Genomic DNA, 13,338 nt, shown 5'->3' on the forward strand with positions numbered 1-13,338 from the left:
CAGCTGGCGGCCGGTCTCGGCGACCTTGTACAGCTTGGCCGGATCGTCGCCCTGCAGATGGATCGACACCGCGCGCGCCGAGCCGCCGAAGCCGCCGAACAGGTTGCCTTCCTCGGTGAACACGCGCGTGTCGGGGAAGCCGACCGTGATCTCGTCGCGCACGATGTGCTCGAGGTCGCCGATGCGTTTTTCATCGACCACGCGTGCACCGATCGTGCCGCCGCCCGGCCACAGCAGCACGTACCAGTTCTTCAGCTGTGGCTGTTTCGTGCCGTCCATGTACGGCTTCATGCGCGCGAGCATCGCCGGCACCATCTCGCGATCGACGACCTCGGGCGGCATGCCGGGCGGGAAGTTGAAGTAGGCATCGATCGCCGCGCGCTTGACCGGCGGCAGGTAGTCGAGCCGCGGCATGAAGGCAAATGTCATTGCGAGCGGCAGCACGAGCAGGGCGAACACCCAGCCGATCTGCTTGGGCCGCGTGTTGGTCCATGCCATGATCTTGTCGGTCAGCCACGGCCAGCCGTCGCCGTAGCCGGACTTGAGTTTCTTCGCCTTGAGCCAGCCCGCCGCCGCCGGCAGCGCGGTGATCGCGACGATGACCGAGATCACCACGGCAATCGAGATCGTCAGCGCGAGGTCGGCGAAAATCTGGCCTTCGACGTCGCGCAGGAACACGACCGGCAGGAACACCGCGATCGTCGTGATCGTCGAGGCGACGAGCGCGCCGACCACCTGCCGCGTGCCCTGCAACGTAGCCTCGTACGGCGTGATGCCGCTTTCCTTGAGGCGCAGAATGTTGCCCGAGACGACGATCGCGCCTTCGACCACCATGCCGACCGCGAACGCGAGTCCGGCGAGCGAGATCACGTTGAGGCTGTGGCCGGAGAGGTGCAGCGCAGTGAATGTGGCGAGCAGGCAGATCGGAATCGTCGCCGCGATCAGCACCGTTGCACGCACGTCGCGCATGAACCACCACACGCAGAGCAGCGACAGCAGAGCGCCGACGATGAGGTTTTCGCTGAGCAGGCTGACCGCGCGATTGATGAACAGCGAGGAGTCGAACGACTGCTCGATGCCGAGGCCCTTGTCTTTGAGCGCGCCGTCGCGCAGCTCGGCGACGACCTTCTTCACCGCGGTCAGGGTCTGCAGCACGTTTGCGCCGCTGACCTTGTCGACCTGCAGGCCGATCGCCGGATTGCCGTTCTGGTAGGCATAGAACTGGCGCCGCGGAGGCCGCACTTCGATCGTGGCGACGTCGGAGAGATGCACGACCTTGTCCGCTTTCGAGGACAGCACGAGCGCGCCGAGCTGCTCGGGCTTGTAGCGCCCGGTGTAGCGCAACTGGTACTGCTGGCGGCCGACGTCGACCTGGCCGCCGGACACGTCCGCCGCGGCCGCGGCGCGCGCGGCGATGTCGGGAATCGATACGCCGAGGCTCGCCGCCTTGGCCATGTCGACGGTGATGCGCACCTCGTCGGGCGGCCCCGCGTTGACGATCACTTGGGCGACACCCGGCACGGCCTCGATGTGCGGCTTGACCGTGTTCTCGATGAAGTGACGGTACTGATCCATCGTTCCTGGCGTGCCGGGCAGCAGCTGCACGAAGAACCAGCTCAACACGGTGTTCGCGCCGCCGTTGTTGCCGCCCATCTGCACGACGGGGCGGTCGGCGTCTTTCGGAATCGAGCGCACACGGTTGATCCGCCCGATCACCTCGACCAGCGCGTTCTTCATGTCGGTACCGATCGCGAAGGTCAGGTTGATGTTGCTGCCGCCCGCGGCGGCGTTGCCGTCGAGTTCCTCGAGGCCGGGCAGGCCCTGCAGCACCTGTTCCTGCGGCTCGAGCAATTCAGCCTCGACTTCCTCGGGTGACGCCGCGCGCCAGTTCGTCTGGATCGAGATCTGCGGCCGGTCGATGTCCGGAAACAGCTGCAGCGGCAGCTCGCGCAGGCTGAGCAGGCCGAGCAGGGCGACCAGCAGCACCGCCATGCCGACCGCGACCGGATTCTTCAGCGAGGCTTCGATGATCTTCATGGGCCGGGTCCCTTCTGGTTCGCGGCGAGCATGGCGCGCGCCTCACGGGAAGAGATGTGGCAATCGTCATGAAGGTTGCATCGTCTGCGACGAAGCGTTGCTCGCGTGCGGCGAGGCGTTGGCGCCGGCCCTGTTTTTGTTCGTTATTCCTGCGCGCTCGGTCTTGGTGTTTAGGAGCAAGGGCTTCCACTCGCCTTTCAGGCGAGCGGGTAACTTTCTCTTGCTCGCCCAAGAGAAAGTCACCAAAGAGAATGCGCCCCAGAGCATTGCGCCCTTTGGGCATCCTGCCCAAAGGGTTCGCGTCAGCGGCCGGGTTCCGTTGACAGCACATCCGTGTGCTGGCAACGGAATGAGCGCGATCCATCGCGCTCACCCTGCGGGCGTTTCCGACTGCTGCCGCCGCAATGCAATGGGGACCCGGAGAAGCGGTGCAGCGCGCTCCTGCGCGCAGAACCAAGGGCAGCAGCAAAAGCGCTGCGCGCCCGCGCTCTTGATCCGGCTCGTGATCTTCGGTCCCCGTTTGCCGCGGCGAGGGCGGGCCGGAAATGCCCGCAGGGGCGGCGCGATGGATCGCGCCGAGTTCGTTGTCTGGACAAGGACGTTCAGTCAACGAACCCCGGCGTGCCCTCGCGCACTCGGAGCGCGAAGCGCGAAGAGCGCGGCATCCGGGGTGCATTTCTTTTGGTTACTTTTCTTTGGGCAAGCAAAGAAAAGTGACCCGCGCGCCGGACGCGCGCGGAAAGGCGAAGGGACGCGAGTGAAAAGAATCAAGAACGAGGAAATCGCAAAGCCCGCGTCAGGTAAGCAACTTCACCTTGTCGCGATAGCTGCGCGACAACTTCAACTCGTGCCCAGAATCGAGCACGAGGAAATACTCGCCGTTGAGATGCGGACGCATCTCGCGAACGCGCGCAAGGTTGACGATGCTCGAGCGGTGCACGCGCGCGAAGCGGCGCGGGTCGAGACGGCGTTCGAGTTGCTGCATCGTGCCGCGCAGCACGTGGGTGTCGTCGCCGGCATGGATGCACATGTAGTCGCCGGCGGCGTCGATCCAGCGGATCGTTTCGATGTCGATGCGTAGCAGGCGGTGGCCGTCCTTGACCGTGAGTTTGGTGGTTGCAGGCAGGTCCGCGTCGTCGGCGAGGTACGCGTCGAGCTTCGACTTCGCGCCTTCCGGCAGGGTTGCGATCAGCTTGAGCAGGCGCTCGTAGTGGTCTTCGGTCTTGCGCGCGCCGAGACGCGCCCGCGCGCGCTCGATCGACTCGTCGAGGCGCGCGTCGTCAACCGGCTTGAGCAGGTAGTCGAGCGCGCTCGCGGCGAACGCGGCCAACGCGTACTGGTCGTAGGCGGTGACGAACACAGTCAGCGGAATCTGCGACGCCGGCAGCGCGCGCAGCAGTTGGAAGCCGTCGATGCCGGGCATCTGCACGTCGAGGAACATGAGCTGCGGTCGCAGCGTGGAAATCGCGTGGAAGGCCTGGCGGCCGTTGCCGGCCTCGGCGACGATCTCGATGTCGGCGTGGCGGCGCAGGCGCAATTCGAGGCCGCGCCGTGCCAGCGGTTCGTCGTCGACGATCAGCGTGCGGATGGTCGCCATCTCAGACGGCTCCCTGTGCCATTTCGAACGGCAGGCGGATATGCGCGTCGACGCCATGCGGCTCGCGATTGCCGATGTCGAAATGCTGGCGCTCACCATAGAGCACGCGCAGGCGCTCGCGCGTGTTGGCGAGGCCGACACGCGCGTGGCCATTCGAAACCAGCTGGCCCTCGGCGAAACCGGGGCCATCGTCGCGCAGGTGCAGGTCGAGCATGTCGTTGTCGCGGCGCGCGACGAGTTCGATGCGACCGCCTTCCTCGCGCTTCGACACGGCGTACTTGATCGCGTTCTCGATCAGCGGCTGCAGGATCAGGCTCGGCACCAGTGCGGTGCGCGTCGCCGGCTCGATATCCATCGCGACCGCGAGGCGCTCGCCGAAGCGCAACTGCTCGATGCCGAGGTAGAGGTTGAGCGCGTCGATTTCCTGGGACAGTGGCACGCGTTGCTCGGGGTCGGAATCGAGCGAATGACGCAGGAACGACGACAGGCTGCCGACCATGCGGTAGGCCGTGTCGCGCTTGTCGTCGAGCACGAGCGTGGAGATCGCGTTGAGCGTGTTGAACAGGAAATGCGGATTGAGCTGGTAGCGCAGCATCTTCAATTGCGCAGTGTGCGCGGCATTCTGCGCGCGCAGCGCGGCTTCCTTCTGTTCGGTCAACTGACGGGCGAACTTGATGCCGAAGTACAGCCCGCTCCAGGACAGGAACACGTAGAACGGCGACAGGAAGTACCACAGGTAGCTGAGCGGATTGTGCGACATGCAGTCGTCGCAGAAATGCAGAGCGATTTTCGCGCAGAGGTAGCAGACCGCCTGGGCGAGGGTCGCGACCAGCAACAGCGTGGCGGCGAGACCGGCCATGCGCGGCAACGGCAGCGACCATAGTCGCCGGTAGCCGAGCCGCAACAGGCTGGTGAGCACGAAGCCGCTGAGGGTGACGGCCAGCGAAACATAAACATAGCGCAGCTCGGTGCCTTCGCCGATCACCGCGGTGGCATTGAGGATGAAATAGGCCGTCCAACCCGCGATCTGCAGCGGCCAGAACGACGGTTTGCCCGGTGCCGGAAAAGGCTTTGCGATGATCGTGGCGTTCACTCGGCGCGCGCTCGTGTCTGCAGGGCGCACACTATGAACCGATCCGCGTCCGGTTTGAAGACGAACGGAGGCGACCACACGGCCGATCGATGCAAATCCGCGACGAATCGAGGCTATTTTGCGCCGAGCCGTCGGCCGGCGAAGACGTAGTAGGGTACGCGGATCAGCGGCAGATACGGTACCGCGGCGCGGTGCTCGGAGAGTTCGTGCCGGGGCAGGAGTTCGCGCAGCGCGGCCAGATGCGCGGGATCGAGGCGCACGCCGTCGTGGCCGAACCAGCGGGGCCAGAATCGGCGCGTGAATGCGTTGTGGTGCACGAGGCCCGGGTCCGGGCGCGCCGCGGAAGTATAGAAATCCACCACGCCGAGCAGGCCGCCGGGTTTGAGCATGGCGAATGCATTGGCGAGCGCAGCGCGCCAGTCGGGGATCATCGTCAGCGAATAGGAGAAGTAGACGCAGTCGACCGGCGCGTCAGGCCGCCAGGTCGTCGCATCGGCCTCGATCATGCGCACCTGCGGATGGCGCGCGATGCGCGCGCGTGCGCGCTCGAGCAGGGCGGGGCAGAGGTCGACGAGATCGAAGCTGGCGACATCGCCGAGACGCTCGCCGAAGAAATCGAGGTTGCGCCCGGTGCCGCCGCCGAGCTCGACGATGCGTGCCTGCGGCGGCAGCTGCGCGGCGAGGCGCGCGATCAACTGCTCGCGACCGCGCAGCAGGCGTTCGCGGAAGCGGTCGTAGTCGTCGGCCTGTGCGCTATAGAAACCCTGCAGGTTTTGCGCATGCGAACCGCCCTGCGGTATGCCGCGCAGCATCGCGCGCAGCACGCCGAAATCGGAACGCAGCGCTTCAAGCCTTGGCATCGGCGATCACGAAGCCCGCGTAGGTGTGCACTCGATCGCCGCTTTGCAGTGAGTCGGCGAGGTCGTCGTCGAAATGGAAAATCTCGCGCAGGCGATTCTGTCCGGGTCCCACGCGGATGCTTTCGAGGAACGCGGGCTTCGACTGAGCGCTGCGCAGGAGGATGCGCGCGCCGGGCGTGGCGCGATTGAGGATCGCGTTCCATTCCTCGACCAGCGCGTCGGGATAGTACGAACTCATCCAGTCCATGTGATCGAGCAGGACGAAGCGCGAGATCGGCGTTTCGTTCTTCGACAGCAGCTCCGTCACCGTCGTCGTGTGCAGCTCGATGCGGTCGACGAGACCGGCCTTGAGTGCGTTGAAGCCGGCTTCCTTCAGATACTCGGGACAGCAGTCGCGGCGGTAGCGGCCGGTAAGGTAGACACGGTAGAAATAGTTGTCGGATAGCGGCAATTGGCGGAACACGTACTCGACCGCGCCGCGGATGAAGCCGTGGATGCCGAATTCGTGCTGCGCCTCGACCAGCTTGCGCTGCGGATACGGCACGCCGAGCAGGCTCATTACGAACTGGCGCGAGATGATCCAGTTGACCGTCTTGTTCCACAGTAGCGGCGACACGCGCTCGTCGTAGATCTTCTGCTGCTCGGGCAGCGACTTCGCATCGAGCAGCGCGTTGATCGCCGAAGCGAGCCCGGGACGCAGCTTGAAATACGCGCGCACGCCGCGTGCGACGATGCCCGACAGGCCGTGGAAGTAGAAGCTGCCGTGCTTGCCGGCGAACCAGTCCCAATGCTTGTCCCACCATTGCTGCGCGAACGGCGAAAGCTGCGCGCGCAGCTTCTGCTGATAAAGATTGCGGAAATCCTTGTGGCAGCCTTCGCCGAAGATGGCGAAGTAGTCGTCGTAACCGAGTGCGCGGATCGCGGCGATCTTCAGCTCGAGCAAGGCGATCTGGCGCGGATTCGCGTCGACCGCGTGGATGCGCTTCGGTCCGAGCAAGGCGTAGTCGAGCACGTTGCAGCCCGCGCTGGAGATGACCAACATCGTGTCGTCGGGGCCAAGCGCGAGCGCCTTGCGGTCGATCGCCGGATCTTCCCAGCAGGTGTTGTAGACCAGGTTGCGCGAATAGATCGCGTTGAACAACGCATGGTCCAGTTTGTCGATCAGGCTGGGCTTGGACATCGGCAGTGGCTCGGCGTGGAGACCAAGGTGCCACGCTAATGGGCGAAGATGACGTCGCGGTTACGCCCGGGCACCTCGAAAAACCTACTGCGCTCGACAATTTGCGCGCCGGCGGTGCTCGGAATCCTCACATACTACCTGTATGCTCCGGTTCCTGCGCTCCGGCGTCGCGCAAATTCTCTTCGCTCGCTACGGTTTTTCGAGGTGCCCGGATGCGGAATCCGCTAAGCTGCGCCGGGCTGCCGCTGCTGGCCATCTGCGAGGGGAATGCATGTCGCGTCGCGTGTTGCTGCTGTCCTGTTTGTTGTCGTGGTGCGTGGCCGGCCTTGCGGCCGAACCCGTGCGCAACGTCGTCCTCGTCACGCTCGATGGCGTGCGTGTGCAGGAGATGTTCGGTGGTGCCGATATCGCCGTGATGAAACATCTCGCGCGTGGCGCGCCGCTCGAAGGCAACAAGACGTATCAGCGTTACTGGGCGGCAAGCGCCGAAGAGCGACGCATGAGAGTCATGCCGTTCCTGTGGGGTACGTTGCTCAAGCAGCACGCCTGGATCGCGGGCGATCCGGCGAAAAACAGCCACGTCGAGGTGACCAACCGCTTCCACACATCCTATCCGGGCTATGCGGAGATACTCACCGGTCGCGCGCATGACGATGTGATCATCGACAACAAGGAACAGCGCATCCCGGCGTCGACCGTGCTCGAATTCGCGCGCCGCGAGCTGAAGCTGCCGCAGTCCGCGGTCGCTGTGTTCTCGAGTTGGGACCTGACCAACTCATTTGCCGAGCATGAGCCCGGCACGATCACGGTCAATGCCGGGTTTGCGCCATATGCAACGAAAGATGCGGGCTTGCGCGCCTTGAGCGAGGCGCAAGGCGAGATGGTTGCCTGGGACGGATCACGCTTTGACTACGTGACCGAGCGTTTCGCGCTCGACTACCTCAAGCGCGAGCGGCCGCGACTGACCTACATTCTGCTCGGCGATACCGACGAGCTCGCCCACGATGGCCGCTACGAACTATTGCTGCAGTCGCTGCGGCATGCCGACCACTTCCTCGAGGAACTGTGGACGCAATTGCAATCGATGCCGCAGTATCGCGACAACACGCTGCTGATCGTCACTGCCGATCATGGCCGCGGCAAGACGCCCGAATACTGGGGTTCGCACAACGAGGAGCTCGAGGCCGCGAAGAACATCTGGCTCGTCGTCGCCGCACCGGGCGATGTGCGGCGCGGCGAGATCGAAGGCGGACCGACGCTGTACCAGACCCAGATCGCGGCGACGATCGCGCAGGCGTTCGGGCTGGATTTCAACCAGCGCTATCCCGAGGCGGGCAAACCGATCGCCTTGCGCGGCGCGCCTTGAGCCGAAGAGGCGGGCAACGGCTCACTTCGTTGCCGCAGCGTCTGCCCGCGTATGGCGATCGATCGCGTTCACTTCCCAGGTCTTGCCACCGTCGGCCGAGAACGCCTGTTCGGATTGGACCGTGTCGGCGCCGGTGCTCCAAATCGAGAGTCGCGCGAGCGTGGCCTTGCCGTTGACGCGCCGCTGGTCATAAAAATCGATGCGCCCGTCGTGGGCTTCGCCAATGCCGGGTGCGTCGCCGAGCATGCCGCCCTTCAGCGTGGCGAAGTTGATGCTCCACTGCTTCGTCGTGTGGTTGTAGACGCGCAACGCGAGCGCATCGTCGGAACCGTCCGCGCTTTCGATCCGGAACTCGACGAGGCTGGCCTTGCCGCTCCAGACCGGGGTGACTTGGGTGAGCCCGTCCGTGTCGACCCAGTCCTTCGCGCCGCTCAGCGGATGCAAGAGGCGCGAGGAATGGGTCCTCCAGCTGCCGAAATCGAAATCGAAATCGTGGCTCCCGTCGTGATCGGCCTTGACCGCAGGCGTGGGCGCAGCGTCGGCGAGGCGGGTCTTGTCCGCCGTGAACTGCACTTCCCAGGTCCTGCCGCCATCGGCCGAATACGATTCTTCGTAGCGGTGCGACTTCGGGGTGATGTCGGACCAGGCGCCGCGCACGAGGATCGCGCGCCCGTCGAACGTGTCCGGCGCAAACAATTCGCCGCGGCCGTTCTTGAACGAGCCTATCGTGCCACCGGCGAACGCGCCGCCTTTGCTGCCGATGAAAGTCTGGCTCCATTGGTGCGCGCTCGGGTTGTACAGGAACAGCGACATGCCCTGCCAGTGGCCCAATGGGCCGTCCGTTTCGATTTCCTCGAGTTGGGCGCGGCCGCCCCAGACCTTGCGCAGCGTGACCGTGCCATTCAGTTCGATCCACTCGTTCGAACCGCTGAGCGGATGCAGCCTGCGCACGATATGCGTTTTCCACACGCCGACATCGAAATCGAAGTCGTGGCTGCCGTCACGCTCGGCGACGGGCTTCACCGGTGCATTCGCTTGCGTGGCAGGTGCGACAAACACGCCGGCAACGCTGAGAACGCAGCCACACAGGAGGGAAGAGAGTTTCATGTTTTTCCGCAGGAAGAAAAATGGGAAGGCGCGCGGTGCGGGCGTTCAGCCCGGCTTGCGGAATTTCAGGATGAACTGGTCGGTATGCCCCTGGATCGACGCGTCGAACGGACCCTTCGTGTGCGGGTCGTCGGGGTTCGCGAGCAGCTTGCTCTCGCTGTCGAACTTGAATCCGGCCGCTTCGACTTCGCGCCGCACTGTCGCCGGTTCGATGCGATGCAACGTGTCGGTGACGTTGGTCGGCGAGCCTTTCGCCGCGACATGGTCGAGCACGACATAGACGCCGCCCGGCTTCAGCGCGGTGTAGACGGCGCGGTTGAACGCAGCCATGTCGACTGGACCCATGAAGTCGTCGGGCAGGTCGTGGTAGTTCTGCGAGATCCAGAACAGGTCGAGCGGCTCGGGATAGCGCGCGGCGTCGATCGGCGCAGCGTAGGTCACGCTCACGTTCGCGTGGGCGAACGCGAACTGCTGCACCTCGGCGATGCCCTTGACGATGTTCGGATACTGCAGCAGCCCGCTCGGCACGCTCGCGTAGACATGGCCGTTCGCGCCGACGATGGCGGAAAACAGTCGGGTGAAATAGCCGGCGCCGGTGCCGTAGTCGGCGACCTTGTCGCCGGGTTTCACGCCGGCGAACGCGAGCGCGGGCGCCGGCTTGCGGTTGGCGTCGCGCACCGTGTCGGTCGGCGGACGCGAAGCATCGGCAACCGCTTTCGCGATCACACCGTTGGCGTCGTCGGCCGCGTGAGCCCGCGTGGCGCCCGCGACTAGAGCGACGCAGAGCGCCGCGGCAAGAATCGATCGGTACATCACAACTCCCAGAGTTTCGATGGCGCAATGATTCGGCCGCGGAGGGCTTGCCTGAAGGGCCACATGGAGGAAAAATTGCCGGGTCACTTGTCGGACCGCGCAGCGTTGAAACCCTTTTTTGAAATCGAACTCGCTCCGACCGAGCGGGGGTCGCGCAATCTCGCGCGCAACCTGCAAGCCCAGCTCAAGGCGGCGATCGTCGACGGCCGGTTGTCGCTCGGCGCTCAGTTGCCGGCGACGCGGCAGGCGCAGGCGTTCTTCGGCGTCTCGCGCAACACGCTGGCCGAAGTCTACGACGCGCTGCTCAACGAAGGCTACGTCATCGCGCGGCGCGGTGCTGGCACGTTCGTCGCCGAGACGTTGCCGAAAACTCCAACGCGGGCGAAGCGCGCAAACGCGCGCGCGGGCGCGCATCGCCTCAACACGTTCTGGCTGCGTCCCGAGGTAACGGCGGCGATGGGTTTCTGGCGCGATCCGCCGGTGCAGCCGACATCGCGCCGCGCGCCGGCAATCGACCTGCGGCCTGCGTTAGTCGACTCGCGCCTGTTTCCGCACGAGATCTTCCGCCGCGTGACCGCGAAACAGCTGCGCACGCTGGAACGAAAACCGGCGAGCTATCGCAGCCCGCAGGGCAACCAGGGCAACTACCAGCTGCGCAACGCGATCACGCGGCACATCGCGCTGACGCGCGCGGTCGCCTGCCATGCGGACGACGTGCTCGTCACCTCGGGCGCGCAGCAGGCATTCGACCTGCTCGCGCGCGTGCTCGTCGTGCCGGGTGAAACCGTCGTCGCGGTCGAGGATCCGGGTTATCCGCCGATGCGCGTGGCATTCGCCGCGGCCGGGGCGAAGCTCGTGCCGGTCGGCGTCGACGACGAAGGGCTCATGGTCGATCGTCTGCCGGCCGACGTCGGCGTGATCTGCCTGTGTCCTTCGCACCAGTTTCCGCTTGGCGTGACGATGTCGGCGCGGCGGCGGCGTGCGCTGGTCGAGTTCGCGCGCCGGCATCGCGCGGTGATCGTCGAGGACGACTACGACGGCGAGTTTCGCCACGACAGCGGCCCGCTCACGGCCTTGCGCACGTCCGAGGCCGCCGATGTCGTGTTCTACGTCGGCACGTTCTCGAAATGCATGCTGCCGACGCTGCGCCTCGGTTTTGTCATCGCGCCGGAATGGGCGATGCCGACGCTGGTCGCGGCGAAGAATTGCCTCGATTGGCATTGCCCGACGCCGTTGCAGCGCGGCGTCGCCGCATTCATCGACGAAGGCCATTTGACGCGACACGTGCGCAAGACGCGCCAGCTGTACCAGCGCCGTCGCGAACATCTGGCCCAGCGGCTGACGGCCGACTTCGGCGAGTGGCTGGTGCCGATCCCGTCGCTGTACGGCATGCACCTCAGTGCGCAGGCGCACGCCTCCCACGATTGGGAACGGGTAACCAGAACACTGCTGCAGGCCAACGTGAAGCTGCACAGCTTCAGCCGCTATTTTCTCGGGCGCGAAACGCGCACGGGCCTGATCTTCGGTTTCGGATGCGTCGATCTCGCCATGATCGATCGCGGCCTGTCCGCGTTGCGCAAGGCGCTGTCGAGATAGCCTTGAGCGGAGTTCTACGCGTGCAGACCGAGCACGCCGCGTGCTCGCAGCTCCCGCACGATGCGTTCGGCGGCTGCATCGGCATCGAGCTTTTCGGTCTCGACGTGCAGTTCGGGCGCTTCAGGTGCTTCGTACGGCGAGTCGATGCCGGTGAAGTTCTTCAATTCGCCGCGGCGCGCCTTCTTGTACAGGCCTTTCGGGTCGCGCGCTTCGACGACGGCGAGCGGCGTGTCGACGAAGATTTCGACGAACTCGCCGTCGCCGACCATGTCGCGCGCGAGCTTGCGTTCGGAACGGAACGGCGAGATGAATGCCGTGAGCACGACCAGGCCAGCGTCGACCATGAGCTTGGCCACCTCGCCGATGCGGCGGATGTTCTCGATGCGGTCGGGTGCGGTAAAGCCCAGATCCTTGTTCAGGCCGTGGCGCACGTTGTCGCCGTCGAGCAGGTAGGTGCGCACGCCGAGCGCATGCAGTTTGCGCTCGACCAGGTTTGCGATCGTCGACTTGCCGCTGCCCGACAGGCCGGTGAGCCAGAGCACGCAGGGCTTGTGTCCGTTGAGCCGCATGCGTGCGGACTTGTCGACTTCGAGCGCCTGCCAGTGGATGTTCTGCGAGCGGCGCAGGGCGAAATGGATCGTGCCAGCGGCGATCGTGTGGTTCGTCAGGCGATCGATGACGATGAAGCTGCCCATGTCGCGGTTGTCCGCATAAGGGTCGAACGCGATCGCGCGATCGAGCGTGAGCGTGCACACGCCGACTTCGTTGACGTTGAGTGTCTTGGCGACGAGATGGTCGAGCGTGTTCACCTCGACCACGTATTTCGGTTTCGAAATCGAGCCGCCGACCGTGCTCGCGCCGATCTTCACGAGATAGGCACGGCCCGGCAGCATCGGCGTTTCGTCGAGCCAGGCGATCGTCGCTTCGAACTGATCGGCGAGGCCGGCCGGATCGTGTGCCGAGGAGATCACATCGCCGCGGCTGATGTCGATTTCGTCGGCGAGCGTCAGCGTGACCGATTCGCCGCTCACACCTTGCGTCTTGTCGCCGTCGAGGCTGACGATGCGCGCGACGGTCGAGGTCTTGCCCGAAGGCAGCACGCGCACCGCGTCGCCGGGCTTGACCGTACCGCCGAGGATGCGGCCAGAGAAACCGCGGAAGTCGAGGTTCGGGCGGTTGACCCACTGCACCGGCATGCGCAAAGGCGCATTTGTGGAAGATGCGGCAATTTCCACATTCTCCAGGAATTCGAGCAGGTTCGGCCCCGTGTACCATGGCGTGTTCGCGCTCGCTTCGGCGATGTTGTCGCCGCGCAGTGCCGACAGCGGAATGCTGGTGACTTTTTCGATGCTGCCGCCGAGGCGCTCGACGAAGGCGCGGTATTCGCGGTCGATCTCGTTGAAGACGTCTTCGGAGTAGCCGACGAGGTCGAGCTTGTTGATCGCGAGCACGACATGCTTGATGCCGACCAGCGAAACCAGATAGCTGTGCCGGCGAGTCTGCGTGAGCACGCCCTTGCGTGCATCGACGAGGATGACGGCGAGGTCAGCGGTCGAGGCGCCGGTGACCATGTTGCGCGTGTACTGCTCGTGTCCCGGCGTGTCGGCGACGATGAACTTGCGCTTGTCGGTCGAGAAGAAGCGGTAGGCGACGTCGATCGTGATGCCCTGTTCGCGCTCGGCAGAAAGA

Annotated in this window: 10 protein-coding genes; 2 read left to right on the forward strand and 8 right to left on the reverse strand. The window is 65.0% G+C overall.

Annotation, left to right across the window (positions count from 1 at the left end; translation table 11 throughout):
• From VF497_RS04050 to VF497_RS04070, 5 genes are all read right to left on the reverse strand, one after another.
• On the reverse strand, positions 1 to 2,037 hold a 2,037-nt coding region (locus VF497_RS04050), incomplete at its 3' end, for an efflux RND transporter permease subunit (RefSeq protein ID WP_330886358.1).
• Between the two features lie 796 nt (positions 2,038 to 2,833).
• On the reverse strand, positions 2,834 to 3,634 hold the full coding sequence (locus VF497_RS04055; RefSeq protein WP_330886359.1) for a LytTR family DNA-binding domain-containing protein: 801 nt from the start codon (positions 3,632 to 3,634) through the stop codon (positions 2,834 to 2,836).
• Between the two features lies 1 nt (position 3,635).
• Complete coding sequence (locus VF497_RS04060) at positions 3,636 to 4,727, reverse strand: sensor histidine kinase (RefSeq protein WP_330886360.1); 1,092 nt, start codon at positions 4,725 to 4,727, stop codon at positions 3,636 to 3,638.
• Between the two features lie 113 nt (positions 4,728 to 4,840).
• On the reverse strand, positions 4,841 to 5,587 hold the full coding sequence (locus tag VF497_RS04065; RefSeq protein WP_330886361.1) for a class I SAM-dependent methyltransferase: 747 nt from the start codon (positions 5,585 to 5,587) through the stop codon (positions 4,841 to 4,843).
• A complete protein-coding gene (locus VF497_RS04070; RefSeq protein ID WP_330886362.1) occupies positions 5,574 to 6,767 on the reverse strand; it encodes a BtaA family protein in 1,194 nt (397 codons plus the stop codon). Before VF497_RS04070 ends, VF497_RS04065 begins: the two co-directional genes overlap by 14 nt.
• Positions 6,768 to 7,038: 271 nt before the next feature.
• On the opposite strand from VF497_RS04070, the gene VF497_RS04075 reads away from it, so the two are divergent.
• Positions 7,039 to 8,133: an alkaline phosphatase family protein gene (locus VF497_RS04075; RefSeq protein WP_330886363.1), complete on the forward strand. Its 1,095-nt coding sequence runs from the start codon at positions 7,039 to 7,041 to the stop codon at positions 8,131 to 8,133.
• A gap of 21 nt (positions 8,134 to 8,154) precedes the next feature.
• Here VF497_RS04075 and VF497_RS04080 read toward each other — a convergent pair whose 3' ends face one another.
• Both VF497_RS04080 and VF497_RS04085 read right to left on the reverse strand, forming a co-directional pair.
• Positions 8,155 to 9,156: a hypothetical protein gene (locus tag VF497_RS04080; RefSeq protein WP_330886364.1), complete on the reverse strand. Its 1,002-nt coding sequence runs from the start codon at positions 9,154 to 9,156 to the stop codon at positions 8,155 to 8,157.
• Between the two features lie 129 nt (positions 9,157 to 9,285).
• Entirely contained in the window at positions 9,286 to 10,053 is a 768-nt protein-coding gene (locus VF497_RS04085) for a methyltransferase (protein ID WP_330886365.1), read from the reverse strand.
• Positions 10,054 to 10,158: 105 nt separating this feature from the next.
• On the opposite strand from VF497_RS04085, the gene VF497_RS04090 reads away from it, so the two are divergent.
• Positions 10,159 to 11,649, forward strand: a complete 1,491-nt coding sequence (locus VF497_RS04090; protein ID WP_330886366.1) for a PLP-dependent aminotransferase family protein — start codon at positions 10,159 to 10,161, stop codon at positions 11,647 to 11,649.
• A gap of 14 nt (positions 11,650 to 11,663) precedes the next feature.
• On the opposite strand, the gene cysC is transcribed toward VF497_RS04090, so the two are convergent.
• On the reverse strand, positions 11,664 to 13,338 hold a 1,675-nt coding region (cysC, locus tag VF497_RS04095; RefSeq protein WP_330886367.1), incomplete at its 5' end, for an adenylyl-sulfate kinase.

The organism is Rudaea sp., assembly GCF_036383415.1.
Lineage (GTDB): Bacteria > Pseudomonadota > Gammaproteobacteria > Xanthomonadales > Rhodanobacteraceae > Rudaea.

Coding starts and splice junctions, on each gene's coding strand:
- VF497_RS04070 (WP_330886362.1), bottom strand. CDS start 6,767: ATGTCCAAGCCCAGCCTGATCGACAAACTGGACCATGCGTTGTTCAAC.
- VF497_RS04055 (WP_330886359.1), bottom strand. CDS start 3,634: ATGGCGACCATCCGCACGCTGATCGTCGACGACGAACCGCTGGCACGG.
- VF497_RS04075 (WP_330886363.1), top strand. CDS start 7,039: ATGTCGCGTCGCGTGTTGCTGCTGTCCTGTTTGTTGTCGTGGTGCGTG.
- VF497_RS04085 (WP_330886365.1), bottom strand. CDS start 10,053: ATGTACCGATCGATTCTTGCCGCGGCGCTCTGCGTCGCTCTAGTCGCG.
- VF497_RS04065 (WP_330886361.1), bottom strand. CDS start 5,587: ATGCCAAGGCTTGAAGCGCTGCGTTCCGATTTCGGCGTGCTGCGCGCG.